The organism is Nocardiopsis eucommiae (assembly GCF_965344335.1).
Taxonomy (GTDB): domain Bacteria; phylum Actinomycetota; class Actinomycetes; order Streptosporangiales; family Streptosporangiaceae; genus Nocardiopsis; species Nocardiopsis eucommiae.
On sequence record NZ_CBDRIY010000005.1, the window covers coordinates 32,257 to 47,803 of the forward strand.

The 15,547-nt window shown below is 73.0% G+C and carries 16 protein-coding genes; 6 read left to right on the forward strand and 10 right to left on the reverse strand.

The annotated features are described in order from the left end of the window. Positions 1 to 3 precede the first annotated feature (3 nt). Positions 4 to 939 carry a Gfo/Idh/MocA family protein gene (locus tag ACRWK8_RS04480; protein ID WP_431868510.1) on the reverse strand — a complete coding sequence of 312 codons (936 nt, stop codon included), beginning with the start codon at positions 937 to 939 and terminating at the stop codon, positions 4 to 6. A gap of 358 nt (positions 940 to 1,297) precedes the next feature. On the opposite strand from ACRWK8_RS04480, the gene ACRWK8_RS04485 reads away from it, so the two are divergent. Then, on the forward strand, positions 1,298 to 2,131 hold the full coding sequence (locus ACRWK8_RS04485) for a tetratricopeptide repeat protein (protein ID WP_378738931.1): 834 nt from the start codon (positions 1,298 to 1,300) through the stop codon (positions 2,129 to 2,131). Here ACRWK8_RS04485 and galK read toward each other — a convergent pair. The 5 genes from galK to ACRWK8_RS04510 all read right to left on the reverse strand — a co-directional run bounded on the left by galK (position 2,128) and on the right by ACRWK8_RS04510 (position 7,243). Next, a complete protein-coding gene (gene galK, locus ACRWK8_RS04490) occupies positions 2,128 to 3,267 on the reverse strand; it encodes a galactokinase (RefSeq protein WP_431868512.1) in 1,140 nt (379 codons plus the stop codon). The two genes, ACRWK8_RS04485 and galK, sit on opposite strands and share 4 nt — an antisense overlap. Further along, the gene (gene galE, locus ACRWK8_RS04495; protein WP_431868514.1) at positions 3,264 to 4,226 is read right to left on the reverse strand and encodes a UDP-glucose 4-epimerase GalE; all 963 of its coding nucleotides are present in this window, start codon (positions 4,224 to 4,226) and stop codon (positions 3,264 to 3,266) included. The genes galK and galE overlap by 4 nt, the downstream gene beginning before the upstream one ends. A 3-nt stretch (positions 4,227 to 4,229) precedes the next feature. Next, on the reverse strand, positions 4,230 to 5,255 hold the full coding sequence (gene galT, locus ACRWK8_RS04500; protein WP_431868516.1) for a galactose-1-phosphate uridylyltransferase: 1,026 nt from the start codon (positions 5,253 to 5,255) through the stop codon (positions 4,230 to 4,232). Next, complete coding sequence (locus ACRWK8_RS04505; protein WP_431868518.1) at positions 5,252 to 6,040, reverse strand: DeoR/GlpR family DNA-binding transcription regulator; 789 nt, start codon at positions 6,038 to 6,040, stop codon at positions 5,252 to 5,254. Before ACRWK8_RS04505 ends, galT begins: the two co-directional genes overlap by 4 nt. Positions 6,041 to 6,280: 240 nt before the next feature. Continuing rightward, positions 6,281 to 7,243 (reverse strand): EamA family transporter, encoded by a 963-nt coding sequence (locus ACRWK8_RS04510; protein WP_431868520.1) that lies wholly within the window; start codon positions 7,241 to 7,243, stop codon positions 6,281 to 6,283. A gap of 90 nt (positions 7,244 to 7,333) precedes the next feature. Here ACRWK8_RS04510 and ACRWK8_RS04515 point away from each other — a divergent pair, with 90 nt between their 5' ends. Beyond that, positions 7,334 to 7,840, forward strand: coding sequence for a MarR family winged helix-turn-helix transcriptional regulator (locus ACRWK8_RS04515; RefSeq protein ID WP_352387820.1), 507 nt, complete (start codon positions 7,334 to 7,336; stop codon positions 7,838 to 7,840). Between the two features lie 72 nt (positions 7,841 to 7,912). On the opposite strand, the gene ACRWK8_RS04520 is transcribed toward ACRWK8_RS04515, so the two are convergent. From ACRWK8_RS04520 to ACRWK8_RS04530, 3 genes are all read right to left on the reverse strand, one after another. Continuing rightward, positions 7,913 to 8,107, reverse strand: a complete 195-nt coding sequence (locus tag ACRWK8_RS04520) for a CsbD family protein (protein ID WP_378738915.1) — start codon at positions 8,105 to 8,107, stop codon at positions 7,913 to 7,915. A gap of 109 nt (positions 8,108 to 8,216) precedes the next feature. Continuing rightward, entirely contained in the window at positions 8,217 to 9,020 is an 804-nt protein-coding gene (gene thiD / locus ACRWK8_RS04525) for a bifunctional hydroxymethylpyrimidine kinase/phosphomethylpyrimidine kinase (RefSeq protein ID WP_431868523.1), read from the reverse strand. 155 nt (positions 9,021 to 9,175) lie between these two features. Continuing rightward, complete coding sequence (locus ACRWK8_RS04530; RefSeq protein WP_431868525.1) at positions 9,176 to 10,474, reverse strand: flavin monoamine oxidase family protein; 1,299 nt, start codon at positions 10,472 to 10,474, stop codon at positions 9,176 to 9,178. A 159-nt stretch (positions 10,475 to 10,633) separates the two neighbouring features. Here ACRWK8_RS04530 and ACRWK8_RS04535 point away from each other — a divergent pair, with 159 nt between their 5' ends. Further along, on the forward strand, positions 10,634 to 11,242 hold the full coding sequence (locus ACRWK8_RS04535) for a TetR/AcrR family transcriptional regulator (RefSeq protein ID WP_431868527.1): 609 nt from the start codon (positions 10,634 to 10,636) through the stop codon (positions 11,240 to 11,242). Position 11,243: 1 nt separating this feature from the next. After that, positions 11,244 to 12,446, forward strand: coding sequence for a DUF418 domain-containing protein (locus ACRWK8_RS04540; protein ID WP_431868529.1), 1,203 nt, complete (start codon positions 11,244 to 11,246; stop codon positions 12,444 to 12,446). Positions 12,447 to 12,745: 299 nt separating this feature from the next. On the opposite strand, the gene ACRWK8_RS04545 is transcribed toward ACRWK8_RS04540, so the two are convergent. After that, positions 12,746 to 13,543 carry a TIGR03084 family metal-binding protein gene (locus ACRWK8_RS04545; protein WP_431868531.1) on the reverse strand — a complete coding sequence of 266 codons (798 nt, stop codon included), beginning with the start codon at positions 13,541 to 13,543 and terminating at the stop codon, positions 12,746 to 12,748. Positions 13,544 to 13,687: 144 nt separating this feature from the next. Here ACRWK8_RS04545 and ACRWK8_RS04550 point away from each other — a divergent pair, with 144 nt between their 5' ends. Then, complete coding sequence (locus ACRWK8_RS04550; RefSeq protein ID WP_378738902.1) at positions 13,688 to 14,851, forward strand: acyl-CoA dehydrogenase family protein; 1,164 nt, start codon at positions 13,688 to 13,690, stop codon at positions 14,849 to 14,851. A 23-nt stretch (positions 14,852 to 14,874) separates the two neighbouring features. Next, entirely contained in the window at positions 14,875 to 15,516 is a 642-nt protein-coding gene (locus ACRWK8_RS04555) for a TetR/AcrR family transcriptional regulator (RefSeq protein WP_431868533.1), read from the forward strand. The last annotated feature ends 31 nt before the right edge of the window (positions 15,517 to 15,547 follow it).

A 15,547-nucleotide genomic window follows, 5' to 3' on the forward strand; every position in this document is an offset into this window, starting at 1 on the left:
GACTCAGTCCGAGGCCACCGGATATGTTCCGGTGGCCTCGGCCACGCGTACCGTCCCACCGCCGCTCGCGGAGGCCTGCGCGGCGGCGAGGACGGCCACGACGTCCCGGCCGAAACGTACGTCACACGGGTCACCGGGGCCGTCGCGGAGCTGCGCCAACAGACGGTCGACGGCCGATCCGAAGGCCTCGACCGCGCTCCGGCCCCCACCCGGAACCGCCCGCCACCCGTGCTCGCCGTAGAGGTCGACGGAGAAGGCGCCCGCCTCCGGTGCCGCGTCCAGCGACACCGAGAGGGAACCCACCGCCCCGCCCCGGTGCCGGGTGAGCACGTGCACGCTGTCCCGGGGGCCCGCGACCGCCGTGACCTCCTCGACCGGTCCCAGCACGGGCAGCACCACTGAGAGCACGTGCGGTCCCACGTCCCACAACCCGCCCCGCTCCCGGCGCCAGGGAGAGGCTCCGTACGGGTTGCCCGGCTGGAAGATCGACGCGAACAGGGTCGCCCGCACCCCGTCCCAGCCGCCGTCGTCGGCGGCCCGGACCAGGAAGTCGTTCACCGTGTCGGAGAAGCGGCTGGTGAAGAAGACCACGGAGGCCAGACCGCGCGCCCGCGTCTCGGCCACGATCGCGTCGGCCGCCTCGACGGACAGGGCGAGTGGCTTGTCCAGCAGCAGGTGCTTCCCGGCCCGGGCCGCGCGCAGCGCCAGGTCGCCCTGGACGTCCGGGGGGAGGGCGATCGCGACGGCGTCGACGTCGGCGAGGAGCGCGTCCACGTCCTCGTAGGGCCGCGTGCCCAGTCCCTCGGCCAACCCCGCCGCCTTCGCGGGGTCGCGACCCCAGACCCCCACCAGGGTCACCTCCGGGTGCGCCGCCAGCGCGGCGCCGTGGGTCTCGCTCGCCCAGAAGCCCGTGCCCAACAGTCCGAACCGCACTCCCATGGGACCCTCCGGTGTCAGTGGTCTTGCCGTGCACCAGCCACCCTCGCCCACGGACACGCTCTCAGCAAGACCGGGCGGTGCGAAGCCCGATCCTCCACAGCCCCTCGGGCACCTTCGACGTGGCCAGGTCCGGACGCGCGGGCCGCGGTCCCGTTCCGGCGTCGTCGCAGGTGGGTCGGGCTTTCTCCCGGAAGGGGCCGCTGGGTGGGGCCGGGAGCGGCCTGTGAAACTCCTGGTGGATTACTCCGGTCTCGACCATCATGGGCAATCGTGAGCACCGGGCGCGGTTCGGCCAGCGGAGACGTCGGCGGCGTGGTGACCGCCCGGTGCGCGTGTTCGCCACGAAGGGGGCCAACCCGTGGACACCGACCAGAAGAAGGACACCCCTCGGACCACCGTCCTGCTCGACGTGGAGGGGCCGGAGGAGACCAGCGCCTGGATGCGCACCAACATGGACTCCCTGCGGGCCTGCGCGCGCTGGGCCGAGCACGGGTCCGGAGTCTCCGCCGACCTGCTCGAGGCGAGCCTGCACACGGCCCGGAGGCTCGGTGACACCGGGCTGGAGGCCTGGGTCCGCCACCTCCTGGGCCTCGTGCTGCTCGACGCGGGGGACCTGGCGGGGGCGGACCGTGAGTTCGTCGCCTCCCTCGCGCTGGCCGAGGCCGAGGGTGACGACCGGGCGCGCGCCGCCTCCCTGGAGGCCCGGGGCGTCGTCGCCCAGCGGGATCGGCGCGACCAGGAGGCGCTGGACCTGTTCGACCTGGTCGAACCGCTCCGGAACCCGGACGGGCGACCCGGGGGGACGGCGGTGCTGGACCTGCTGCGCGGACGGTCGCTGGTGACCCTGGGCCGCTTCGACCACGCCCTGGAGCGGTTGGACACGGCTCTGATGGTCTTCGCCGCTCCTCCGGTGGACGAGGTCAACCTCGCCAGGGTGCGCCTGGAACGCGGCCGCGCGCTCAACGGCAAGCGCCGTGGCGGGGAGGCCCGGGGCGAACTGGAGCTCTCCCTGGCCGGGTTCGAGGCCCGGGGCCACACCGTGCAGATGGCCCGGGTGCGTGAGGCGCTGGCCGGTGTGACCCAGCTGGCCGGGGAGAGGAACTGGCGGGACCACCTCGTGGAGGCGGAACGGCTCTACCGCGAGATCGGCAGTGAGACCGAGGCGCGGCGCATCCGTTCCTTCCTTCCCTAGCTCAGGCGGCGGGCCCCGGCGGAGGGCAGGGCGGTGAACACCACCGGTTCGGTGTGGCCGCGTTCGGCGAAGGCCACGCGTACCGCTTTGCCGCAGTCCACGACGGCCCCGGACTCCACCAGGGCGATGACACAGCCGCCGAAACCACCGCCGGTGATCCGGGCCCCCAGCGCACCGGCGGAGAGGGCGGCGGAGACCGCGGTGTCCACCTCCGGAACGCTCACCTCGAAGTCGTCCCGGAGGGAGACGTGGGAGGCGGTGAACAGCGGGCCCGCCGCACGGGGGCGCCCGGCGCGGAAGAGCGCCGCCGTCTCCAGCACCCGCGCGTTCTCGGTGACCACGTGCCGCACCCTGCGGCGGACCACGGGATCGGGCAGTGCGGCCAGCGCCCGCGGAAGCCCCCCGACGGAGACGTCGCGCAGTGCCCGCACCCCCAGGATCCGGGCCGCCTCCTCACAGGAGCGCCGTCGCTCGCCGTAGGCGCCCTCGACCAGACGGCGCGGCGCCCGGGTGTCCACCACCAGCAGGGACAGCCCGTGGGCGGCCGGGTCGAACGGTACCTGCTCGGTCTCCAGGGAGCGGCAGTCCAGGAAGAGCGCCCGGCCCTCGTCCGCCAGCATGACCGCGGACTGGTCCATGATCCCGCAGGGCATCCCGACGAAGTCGTTCTCCGCCCGCTGGGCCAGCCGGGCCACCTCGGCCGGAGGGGGCTCCGACCCGTACAGACCGGTGGCGGCCAGGACCGTCGCGCAGCACACCGCCGCGGAGGTGGACAGCCCCGTCCCGGTGGGGATGCCGCTCTCCACCAGCAGGTCCAGTCCGCCGATCCGGTGTCCCTCGTCGACCAGCGCCCACAGCGCGCCCGCCTGGTACGCGGCCCAGCCGGGCACCGTACCGGGGGAGAGGTCGGCCAGCCGCGCCTCGAAGACGTCGGGGAACTCCCGTGAACGCAGGCGCACCCGGGCGTCCGGACGGCGCGCGGCGGACACGGTCAGCGCGTGGGGCAGGGCGATCGGGAGCGCGAAGCCGTCGTTGTAGTCGGTGTGCTCACCGATGAGGTTGATCCGCCCCGGCGCGGTCCACACCCCCTCGGGCTCCGTGCCGAACGCCGCCCGGAACTCCGTCGCGGCGCTCACCGGGAGACCTCCCCGGCACGCGTGAAGTCCCACGCGTCCGCCACGATCTCGTCGAGTCCACGGGTGGGCTCCCAGCCCAGCTCCCGGCGGGCCCGGTCGACGGCGGCGACCAGAACCGCCGGGTCACCGGCTCTCCGGGGCTCCTCCACCACCGGGACCGGGTGTCCCGTGACCCGCCGCACGGCGGCCAGGACCTCGCGCACCGAGGAACCGGTGCCGCCGCCCAGGTTGAACACCCGGTGGGTACCGGGGGCCGCGTGCTCCAGCGCCGCCAGGTGGGCCCCGGCGAGGTCGGCCACGTGCAGGTAGTCGCGGACGGCGGTGCCGTCCGGGGTCGGGTAGTCGGTACCGAGGACCGAGGCGTGCGGGACCTCCCCGGAGGCCACCCGGAGGAGGTTCGGGATGAGGTGGGTCTCGGGCTCGTGCCGTTCGCCGAACCCCAGGTGGGCCCCGGCGACGTTGAAGTAGCGCAGGCTCACCGCGCCCAGCCCGTGCGACCGTGCCCACCCGTCGAGCAGATGGTCCACGGCGAGCTTGCTCGCACCGTAGGGGTTGGTGGGCAGGGCCGGGTCGGTCTCGCGCAGCGGCGCGTCCGTGGGCGGGTCGCCGTAGGTGGCGGCGGTGGAGGAGAACACGAGGCGGCGCACCCCGTGGGTGCGCGCGGCCTCCAGCAGGGCCAGGGTGCCGCCCACGTTGGTCTCCCAGTACGGTCCCGGGTCCCGGACGGACTCGCTGACCAGGGACCTCGCGGCCAGGTGCACGACCCCGTCGAAGGACGGGTCGAGCACGTCGGTGGCGGCGCGCAGGTCCCCCTCGACCATGATGGCCCCGGGGGCGACCGCGTCCCGGTGCCCCGTGGAGAGGTCGTCGAGCACGGTGACCTCGTGCCCGGCCCCGGTCAGCAGCGCGGTGACGACACCGCCGACGTAGCCGGCGCCGCCGGTGACGAGGAGTTTCACGGATCAGACCTCTCGGAGTCGTCGGGCCGTGGCCTCGGGGGCCACGTCGTTGCTGAACACACCCGCGCCGGACTCGGTCCCGGCCAGGTACTTGAGTCTGCCGGGGGCGCGGCGTACGGAGAACAGTTCGAGGCGCAGCCGGGCCAGTCCGCGCGCCTCCGGGTCGTGGGCGGGCGCCTGGTGCCAGGCGGAGACGTAGGGGAGCGGGGTGTCGTACAGCCGGTCCGCGCGGCCCAGGAGGTCGGCGTAGAGCTCCGCGAGGGCGGTGCGCTCGCCGTCGTCCAGGGCGGGCAGGTCGGGCACGGCCCGGTGGGGGTAGACGTGGACCTCCACGGGCCAACGGGCCGCCTCGGGGACGAAGGCCGTCCAGTGTTCGTTGCGCAGCACCACGCGGGGCCCGGCGCTCTCGGCGGCCAGGATGTCGGAGAACAGGTCGCCGCCCGTGGCCGTGCGGTGCCGCCGGGCCGAGTCGAGGTCGCGTTCGGTCCGGGGGGTGACGAAGGGCAGTGCGTAGATCTGCCCGTGGGGGTGGTGCAGGGTCACGCCGATCTCCCGGCCCCGGTTCTCGAAGACGTACACCTGGGCCACCTCGGGCCGGGCGGACAGCTCCTCGGTCCGGTCGGCCCACGCGTCCACGAGGGTGCGCACGCGCCGGGGCCCGAGCGCGGCGAGCGAGGTGTCGTGGTCCGAGGAGAAGCAGACCACCTCACAGCGTCCCTCGGGTCCGCTCAGCGCGGGGAAGCGGTTCTCGAAGACCGCGACGTCGTAGGAGGACGAGGGCACCTCGGAGTGGTGACCGTCCCGGGAGGGGCACAGCGGGCACTCGTCGCTCGGCGGCAGGTGGACGCGGTCCTGGCGGTGCGCGGCGATGATCACCCACTCGCGCCGGAGCGGGTCCCAGCGCAGCTCGGATCCGGAGACGGTGGGCGGCAGGTCGCGCCGGTCCGGGACCTCCTCGCGGACGCTGCCCTCCTCGTCGTAGTAGATGATCTCGCGGCCGTCGGCCAGCCGCGCGGCGGTCTTCCTCATCCGTCCTCCCGGGGGACGTCGGTGACCACGAGGCGGCCCACGCGGTCCTGGAGGGTCTCACGTGCGGCGGGGGTGATCCGGTCGTCGGTGACGAGCACGTCGCAGCGGTCCAGCGGGGCGATGGTGCTGAGCCCGACCGTGCCCCACTTGGTGTGGTCGGCGGCGACCACCAGGGTCCCGGCCGCCTCCACGAGGGCCCGGTTGGTCTCGGCCTCCGTCAGGTTGGGCGTGGTGAACCCGGCCCGGTCGTGGATGCCGTGCACGCCCAGGACCAGGGTGTCCAGGTTGATCCCGCGGACGGAGGCCAGGGCGAGCGGGCCCACGAGCGCGTCCGAGGGGGTGCGGAACCCGCCGGTGAGCGCCACGGTCTGGTCGGTGCGCGCGGAGCGGTAGAGGACCTCGGCCACGTGGATCGAGTTGGTGACGACGGTCAGTCCGGGGGTGTCCCGCAGGTGCTCCGCGACCAGGGCCGTGGTGGTCCCGGCGGAGAGCCCCACGGCGCTGTGCGGCTCGACCAGCGCCGCGACGGCGCGGGCGATCGCCCTCTTCTCGTCGGACTGGAGCGTGGACTTCGCCTCGAACCCGGGCTCCGTGGTGCGGGCGCCCTCGGCGGCGACGGCGCCACCGTGCACCTTCACCAGCGAGCCCCGGTGTTCCAGGGCGTCGAGGTCACGCCGGATGGTCATGTCGGACACGTCGAAGGCCTCGACCAGCTCGGTGACGCGGACACCGCCGTCCCGTCGGACCTGTTCCAGGATGAGCTCCCGCCGTTGCGCGGCCAGCATCCGAGCCCTCCGATGATTGAAAATGTGCGAACTTGTTTGATTAAGGTGCCCTGTCGCCGGGTTCGCTGTCAACGGGGTGGGTCGAACTGAAGGATTCTGTTGGTTTCCGGCTGGAGTCGGTTCTGGCTCGGTGCGACCGCGCGAACTCAGGGCCGGTCCGGACCGGACCGCCTGCGCCGAGGACGCCCCGGCGCGGCCCCGCCCGCCGGTACCTGGCCCGATCCATGGATCAGGGACCCGTCAGGACACCGGTTCCTCGTGGGTCTCCGCCGGTCTGGACCTGGGCGGGTGGAAGGTGTCGCGCGCGGGTCCGGCGGAGCGGTGCGAGGTGAGCTGGACCAGCAGCACGGCGCCGATCGCGGCGAGGGCGCCCAGGCCCTGGACGGGGGAGAGGGTCTCGCCGAGCACGAGGTAGCCGAGGAGGGTCGCGGTGAGCGGGCTGGCGAAGGACAGGAAGGACACCGCCAGCGCCGGCAACCGCTCCAGCCCCCGGAACCACAGCACGTAGGAGAGCAGGGCGCCGACCAGGCCCAGGTAGCCGTACCCGGCGAGGTGGGCCGCGCCGAGGCCCGCGGGCAGGCCCTCGACGGCCAGGGTGGGCGGCAGCAGGACGAGCCCTCCGGCGGTGAGCTGCCAGCCGGTGGCGCCCAGCAGGCTCACCCCCTCGGGGCGCCCCCAGCGTTTGGTGAGGACGAGGCCGGTGCCCATCGAGACGGCGGCGGCCAGCCCGGCCAGGATCCCCACGGGGTTCAGGGCGGCCTCCGGGCCCGCCACGAGCAGGCCCACGCCGGACGCGCCGAGCAGGCAGGCGAGGAGGTGCGTCAGTCGGAGCCGGTCGCCCAGCAACAGGGCGGCCAGGAGCATGACGATCACCGGTTGGACCGCCATGACCAGGGCCGCGACGCCGCCCGGCAGCAGGTAGGCGGCCACGTGGAGGAGGTAGAGGAAGGCGCCGATGTTCAGGGAGCCCAGGACCAGTGAACGCCACCACCACACCCCCGAGGGCAGGGCCCGGGCGAACAGCACCAGGAGGAGTCCGGCGGGAAGGGCGCGCAGGAGGGCCGCCAGCAGGGGGCGGTCGGGTGGCAGGAGTTCGGTGGTGACCAGGTAGGTGCTGCCCCACACCATGGGTGCCAGGGCGGTGACCAGTGAGTCACCGAGAACGCGCACGCGCCCGTTGGTCGCCGTGACGGGGGGAGTCATCAGCCAACCCTTCGATGTCGAAGTGTTCGATGCTGAAAGGTTAGGTGAACGGAGCGGAGGAGGTCAAGGCCACGGCGCTATGATCGCCGGATGAACGACGCCGTCGACCTCTTCCTCGCCCAGTGGGCCCGAGAGCGGCCCGACCTCGACGCCTCCCCGATGGGGGTGATCGGTCGGATGAACCGCTTGCAGCAGCTGCTGGGGAGGAGGGTCTCCGACCTCCTGGCCGAGTACGACCTGGAGCGCTGGGAGTTCGACGTGCTGGCCACGCTGCGGCGGTCCGGGGAGCCGTACCAGCTGACCGCGAAGGACCTGGTCCGGATGATGATGGTGGGTTCGGCCGCCATGACGAACCGGGTCGACCGCCTCGTGCGCAAGGAGCTGGTCCACCGCCAGGTCGATCCGGCGAGCCGACGCCGTGTCCTGGTCACCCTCACCGGCAAGGGTCTGGCGCTGGTGGACGGCGCGGTGGCCGCGCACGTGGAGAACGAGGCGCGCCTGCTCGACGGCCTGAGCGGGGAGGAGCAGGAGCAGCTCGCCGACCTGATGCGGACGCTGCTGCTCTCCCTGGGCGACACCGCCCCCGAGACGCCGTGAGCCCCTGGACGTGACGAGGGGGAGGCCCCGTGCGGGACCTCCCCCTGGTGTCCTGGGTGCGACCTGGGAGTCCTAGTCGCGTCCGGGCCTGTCGTCCGGCGTCAGGGCGTCCTTGACCTTCTCGCCCGCCTGCTTGAGCTTGGACTTGGTCTGTTCGGCCTTGCCCTCGGCCTGCCACTGCTCGTTGCCGGTGGCCTTGCCGACGCCCTCCTTGGCCTTGCCCTTGAACTCGTCGAACTTGTTCTCGGCCTTGTCGCTCTCGGACATGCGAGCCTCCTTCGATCGGATTCACCCACAGGCTTGTCCGATTCAGCCGGAATCAATCATGATCCGGGCGACGTATGTGGCGAGAGTGACCGAGGACACCCCGTGGGGATCAGGGCCGGGAGGGCGAGACCGGCACGACGGAGGCGAAGGGCGCGTGGGTCGTCAGCCGCTGGGAGATGCCCTCGCGGACCATCGCCTTGGCGGTGCGCACGGCGTCGCCCACCTCGGCGCCCTTGGCCAGCTCGGCGGTGATCGCGGCGGCGAAGGTGCAGCCCGCCCCGCTCACCCGCTCCTCACCGATCTTCGGGGCGCTCAGGACGGTGACCTCCTCGCCGTCGAAGTAGACGTCGACGGCGTCGGGGCCGGGCAGCTCCGTGCCGCCCTTGACGACCACGTGCCGGGGGCCGAGCTCGCGGATGCGGCGGGCCGCCTCGACGAGGTCGTCGACGGTCTCGATCGACTCCATCCCCGCGAGGGTGCGGGCCTCGAAGTGGTTCGGGGTGATCACGGTGGCCAGCGGCAGGATCTGCGCGGTCAGGGCCTTGTCGGTGTCCAGGGCGGCGCCGGGCTCCTGTCCCTTGCAGATCAGGACCGGGTCGAGGACCACGTGCCGCCACGTCTGGCGCTGGAGGGCCTTGGAGACGACGTCGATGGTGTCGGGGGTGCCGAGCATGCCGATCTTGACGACGTCGAGGTCGTGGCAGGCGGTGGCGGCCTCGATCTGGTCGGCGATGACACCGGGGTCGACCGGCACGAAGCGGTGGCCCCATCCGTTCCCGGGGTCGAAGGAGACGATGCAGGTGATCGTCCCCATGCCGTAGACGCCCAGTTCCTGGAAGGCCTTGAGGTCAGCCTGGATCCCGGCGCCGCCGGTGGCCTCCGACCCTGCGATCACGTACGCGCGGTTGGTCATCGCCAACCTCCCTCTAACTTGCTGTGCAGATGCGCGGTGTCGGGGCCCTCACGGGTCACGAACCCACTGGTTATTGCATCACAAGTGCCCATTTCCGGCATAACGTTCAGGGTGTGGTTCTGGGGACACCCGGAGATCCGTCGGGGTGTGCGCCCTCACCCCCGGGCCAGCAGGGCGTCCGTGGTGTCGTAGCCGCTGGCGTAGGCGCCGTCCACGGTGTTCTCACCGGTGGTCGGTTCACCCGCGAAGTACAGCACTCCCTCCAACGGTCGGGCGAGGGCGCCCGGTGCGTCGTGCGCGCCCGGCGGGACGACCAGGTAGGCGCCCCGGCTGAACTCGTCGGCCGCCCAGTCGTGCGTGGTCCGCGCGACGGGTGTCGGCAGCCGTTCCCCGAGCGCTTCGGACAGCGCCGTCAGTCCGGCGGCGAACCGCTGGTCCGGCGGCAGCGCCAGGAGCTCCCGGGCGCGCTCTCCCGCGGCCCAGGCCACCACCACCTCGGGGGAGACCCGGGACAGGCACCAGAACACGAAGCCGGTGTCCTCGTCCCATCCGAGGGCGTCCTCGTCGGCGGGGAAGACCGCGCGGTCGAACTCGTACACGAGCTTGAGGGCGTCGGTGCGGTCCAGGGCGTCGACCGCCTCCTGATGGCTCGACGGCAGCTCCGGTTCGAACGCGACGTCGCCCGCCTTGAGGACCCCGATCGGCAGCGTGACCACGCACCGGTCCGCCCGTACCGTGAGGTCCCCGTCGGGCGCCGCCGTGTCCAGCTCCACGCCGCGCCCGGACCACCGCACGCGGCGCACCGTGTGCTCCGGGCGCACGTCCAGCCCGTGGGAGAGCGGCGGAAGGAGGCCGTCGTAGCCGCCGACCACCCGGAAGTTGTCCCGGGGCACGGACCACCAGTCGAAGATCCCGTACTCGCGCATCCACACGGCGCTCCACCGCTCCAGCGACTCGTTGTCGATGGCCACCGGGGGCCACCGGTCCTCGGGCACGCCCATCCGGCGCAGGTACGCGGCGGCGTCCTCGTCGTCGCGGGGGGCCTCCGGGGTCGGGACGGGGTCGGACACCCCCTCCCCGGCGCGCACCGGGACGGTCTCGACCCCGGCCTCCGCCACCAGTTCCCAGGTGTGGGCCTCCCGGCCGTGGATCAGTCCGGCGCCCAGCTCGACGGGGACGGAGCTGAAGGTGTGGTCGGTGTACAGCTGGCCGCCGATCCGGTCGCGGGCCTCCAGGACGACCACGGTGAGGCCGTGGTCGGCGAGGTTGCGGGCGGCGGAGAGCCCGGTGACCCCGGCCCCCACGACCGCCACGTCCCAGCGTTCCCGGGCGGCGTGGACCGAGGCGCCCAGCAGGGCGGCGCCGCCCAGGAGAACACCCCCGCCGACCAGCAGGGACCTGCGGCTCACCGCTGGTCGCGGCGCGCCCTTCGCGCCCCGCCCGTCCGCTCCCACGTCGCCTCCCGTTCGCCCGTCTCGGCCCCCGTGCGCGGGCAAGCCGTCACCGCATTATCGGGGCGACCCCGGACACGGAAACCACGGGAGGCCCGGACCAGGGGCGGCCGGGAGGGGTCAGCGTTTGCGGTAATAAAAATATGTCCCTAATATTTTTATATGCCACGCACCGCTGACCACGACGAGAGAAGGCGCCAGGTCGCCGAGGCCCTGCTGCGCACCATCGCCCGGAAGGGCCTGGCCGCGACCACCTTCGCGGACGTCGCCGACGAGCTCGGCGGGTCCGTGGGGCTGGTCCAGCGCTACTTCCGCAGCAAGTCCGACCTCCTGCGCTTCGGCGTCGAGCACCTCTACCGGCGCGGTGAGGAGAGGATCGAGGCGGTGGAGCGGGTCGCGCCCGTCCGCGACCTCATGTTCCGGATCGCGCACACCCTCCTGCCCATGGACGAGGAACGGCGCATGGAGCTGACCGTCTGGCTGGAGTTCCTCCCCAACGCCGTCCGCGACCCCGAGATGGCCGAGCTGCACCGGACCACCACCCGCCAGCTGGTCGACGGGCTGGCGGAGGGGCTGGACGCCGCGCGGCGCCTGGGCGAGCTCCCCGCCGACCTCGACCCCCACGCCGAGGCCGCGGCCCTGGTGGCCCTGGCGGACGGGCTCACCCTGCACCAGCTGGCCACCCCGGACCTGTTCGACGACGCCACCGCCGAGCGCCTGCTCCGGCTGCACTTCGACCGCCTCTTCTCCGCGCGGGCGGAGGAAGCCTGACGTGACCAGCGACGACACAGCGCTCCGAGGCGCAACCCCCGGCGGTGCCGTCGGCGGACGGCTGCCCCTGCTGGACGTCCTGCGGGGTGTCGCCATCCTCGGCACCCTCGCCACCAACGTGTGGCTGTTCGCCGGGCCCGGCGGGGACGCCGCGATCCTGTACGGCTCCGACGAGCTGAGTCCGTTCACGTCGTTCCACGCCGACCCCTCCGCCGCCACCCTGGCCGAGGGCGTCTTCCGGACCGCCGCCAACGGCACGTTCCTCGCCCTGCTCACGCTGTTGTTCGGCGCGGGCCTGGCCGTCCAGTTCCGGTCGGCCGCCCGACGGGGCGCGCGCTGGCCCGGACCCTACCGGTGGCGGGCGCTGTTCCTGTTCGTCGAGGGGACGGTGCACTTCACACTGGTCTTCGCGGGTGACGTGCTCATGGGGTACGCGGCGGTCGCCCTGCTGGTCGCCTGGCTTCTCACTCGTTCGGAGCGCGCCCGGAACAGGGTCATGTGGGTGTCGGTGTCCCTGCACGTGGCCCTCATGGGCCTGGTGACGGCGGCGCTCGTGACGGATCCCGCGAGGACCTCGACCGTGCCACCCGAGGCGGTCGAGCTCTACGCGCACGGTTCCTACGCGGACCAGGTCGCCTTCCGCCTGGACCACTTCCTGGGGTTGCGCCTCGAACCCGTCCTCACCTTCGGTCTGATGGTGTTCATGTTCCTGCTGGGGGTGCGGCTCCTGCGGGCCGGTGCCTTCGCGGGCGACCCCGTCGGGCGGGCCCTCCGCGTCCGCCTGCTCGGGTGGGGTCTCGGACTCGGCGTCCCGCTCACCGTGGTCACCGCCGTCGCCGGGCCGGACTGGCTCCTCATGGACCGCTACGTGGTGGCTCCGCTGGTCGCCGTGGGTCTGATCGGGCTGGTCGGCCGCCTGCTGGACCGCACGAACGGCACCGGGCCCGTGGTCACGGGGGTCTCCGCCCTCGGGCGGATGGCGATGACCGGGTACGTGGCCCAGAACGTCCTCCTCATGTTCGTCTGTTACGGCTTCGGCCTCGGACTGGCCGAACGGATGGCGGACACGGGACGGTGGTGGGTGCTGGTCCTGTGGGCCGTGGTGTCGCTGGTGCTGGTGGTGTCCTCCCTGCTGTGGCTGCGCGCCTTCCGTCATGGTCCGCTGGAGGCCCTGCAGAAGAAGGTCCTCTCCCGAGCCCGGTAGTTCCGGGACCCCCGCCCCGAAGCCCGGAAGGACCGCGCCCGCGTCCCGACACCGCACCCCTCGTTCCCGCACCGAACATCGGCCGCCCGCGCTCGTGGAGTTCGACGAGCGGAACCAACGCACCAGGGTTCAGGGCACCTGACCCCGGACTCGTCCTGACAGTTCGGTCAACTTCCCGAACGGTCTGGTCGCCCGCCCCGGTGTCCGCCTCCCAGGCTCTCGGACTCCCAGGCTCTCGGACTCCTGGACTCCCGCGCTCTCGGACTCCCGGACCCGGGCCCGTGTCGGCGGTCGGGACCTCAACGGCGCGGAAACTGGCCGGGACGGCGGCCCTGGCCGGGACCGCCCGCGTAGGTCTGGCCCACCTCCAGCCACTCCCGGGCGGCGGGACCTTCGGCGGTCAGCGACGTGTCGGCGGGGTGGCGGCGGCGGGTCAGGACCAGGCAGAACTCCTCGGCGTCGCCGCGCACGACCTCCTCGGCCCCGTCCGGACCCATCCTCCACAGGCCGCCGTCCGGGGCGGTGAGCTCCACCCGGACCTCCGTGACGGGCGCGGGCAGGCCACGGGCCAGGTAGCTGTAGGACCGGGTGCGCAGGGCCAGGTGGACGACGTGGCGCAGGCGGTCGGTGGGGCGTCGGGTCGTGCCCAGCGCGTCCACCACGTCCTGGCCGTGCGCCCAGGTCTCCATCAGCCGCGCGGTCGCCTTGGAGGGCACGCTCATCGGCGGCCCGAACCAGGGCACCCGCGTCCCTGCGGGCGCGTCGAGGAGGGCGCTCCGGAGCGCCGCCGAGGCCTCGCACCAGCGACCGAGCAGGGCGCCCGGAGGCAGGGCCGCCAGCGGGGCGGCGGCCGTGTCCACGTACCCCTCCGGGTCGGCCAGCGCCGCCTCCACCATCGTCGCGAACCCCTGCGGGTCGGTGACGGCGGTCAGCGCGGACTCGTCGAAGAAGGCCAGGTGGGCGATCTGGTCAGTGATGCTCCACCCGGGGGAGGGGGTCGGTCGGGACCAGTCGGCGGGGTCGGTGCCCCGGAGCAGGGCGGCCAGTTCCTCCTGCTCGGCTCGCAGGTCCTCGACGAGTACGGCGGTGTCGACCACGGGGGCTCCTCCCGGGGCCGCCTGTCCTGCGGCTCCCCAGATGTTGACTGTTCTGTCATGTTCCGCGCACCATAACAAAGTGTGAGCTGGATCTCCCAGGGGTCCGGCCGAACCCCTCCGCGACACGGATGCGAGTGTGCGTACATGACCGGGACCGACACCCCGCGGACCGACCGATGGAACACCCCCGAACGCGCCGCGCTCCGGGAGACCGTGCGGACCTTCGCGGCCAGGGAGATCCTTCCCCATGTCGAACGGTGGGAGGACGAGGGCGAACTGCCCCGGGACCTGCACCGCGCGGCCGGTCGGCTCGGGCTGCTCGGGCTCGGCCAGCCCGCGTCCGTGGGCGGCGAGGGGGAGATGATCGACCAGCTGGTCGTCTCCGAGGAGGCGGTCCTCGCCGGAGTGCCCACCGGGGTCCTCGCCTCGCTGTTCACCCACACCATCGCCCTGCCCGCACTGGTCGAGGACGGGCGTGAGCACCTGGTGCGGGACTACGTCCGCCCGGCGCTGGCCGGGGAGCTGGTCTGCTCGCTGGGGATCACGGAACCCGAGGCCGGTTCGGACGTCGCCCACCTGCGCACGAGGGCGGTCCGTGACGGCGACACGTGGGTGCTCGACGGGGCGAAGACCTTCATCACCTCCGGGTACCGGGCCGACTTCGTCACCGTGGCCGCCCGGACCTCCGGCACCGGCCACGACGGCATCTCGCTGTTCGTCGTGGACCGCGGCACCCCCGGGTTCACCGCCGCCCGCAAGCTGGACAAGATGGGCTGGCGCTCCTCGGACACCGCGGAGCTCTCCCTGACCGACGTGCGGGTGCCCGCCGACCACCTCGTCGGCGGCGTGGACCAGGGCTTCCACCAGATCATGCGCCAGTTCGCCAGCGAGAGGATCGGCCTGTCCGTGCAGGCCTGCGCCATGGCACGCCGCTGCGTCGACCTGTCCGTCGCGTGGGTGCGGGAGCGCGAGGCCTTCGGCGGGCCGCTGTCCCGGCGCCAGGTCCTGCGGCACCGGCTGGTGGAGATGCACCGCCGGACCGAGGTCGCCACCGCCTACGTGCGGGGGATCGCGGAGCGGCTCCAGGACGGCGAGCCGCTCATCTCCGAGGTGGCTATGGCCAAGAACACCGCGACCGAGGCCATGGACTACGTGGTGGACAACGCCGTCCAGCTGCACGGCGGCACGGGCTTCATGCGCGGCACCGAGGTGGAACGCCACTACCGGGACGCCCGGGTGTTCAGCATCGGCGGCGGCACCTACGAGATCATGAACGAGGTCATCGCGAAGTTCCTCCCCCTGCGGTGACCGAGGGGAGCGAGGGTCGAGGGATGCCAGTGGGAAAGCAGACGGCCACCGGGCGACCGCCCACGGAACGCGGGCGGCGCAAGCGGGGTGCCCTGGTCCAGGCGGCCCGCGAGGAGTTCGAGGAACGCGGGTTCGAGGAGACCAGGATCGCCCAGATCACCGGCCGTGCCGGGATCGCCTACGGGAGCTTCTACACGTACTTCGACTCCAAGGACGAGGTCTTCCACGAGGTCGCCAAGGGGGTGGCCGGGGAGATGTTCGACGCGGCCCGCTCCGCCGCGCCCCGGGGCACCGCCCCCGTGGACCGGATCCGGCACGCCACCGTCCGCTTCCTGGCCGCCTACCGGGACAACGCGCGGATCATGCAGGTCATCGAGCAGATATCGCCGCGCCACCCGGTCTTCCGGACCCTCTTCCTGGAGATCCGGGGCCTCTTCGTCGAACGCATCAGTTCGGGGACGCGCCGCCTCCAGGAGGAGGGGCTGGCCTCGGCTGACATCGACGTCGAGGCCACGGCGAGCATGCTCGGCGGCATGGTGGAGCACACCGCCCGGATGCTCTTCCTGTACGGCGAGGAGCACGACCCGGACGTGGTGGTGGAGACCGCCACCCGACTGTGGGCGCGCGGCGTCGGCCTGGAGTACGAGCCGCCGGGCGATCGGTGAGGAACGTACAAGACCCCGGCCGGTGCCACTG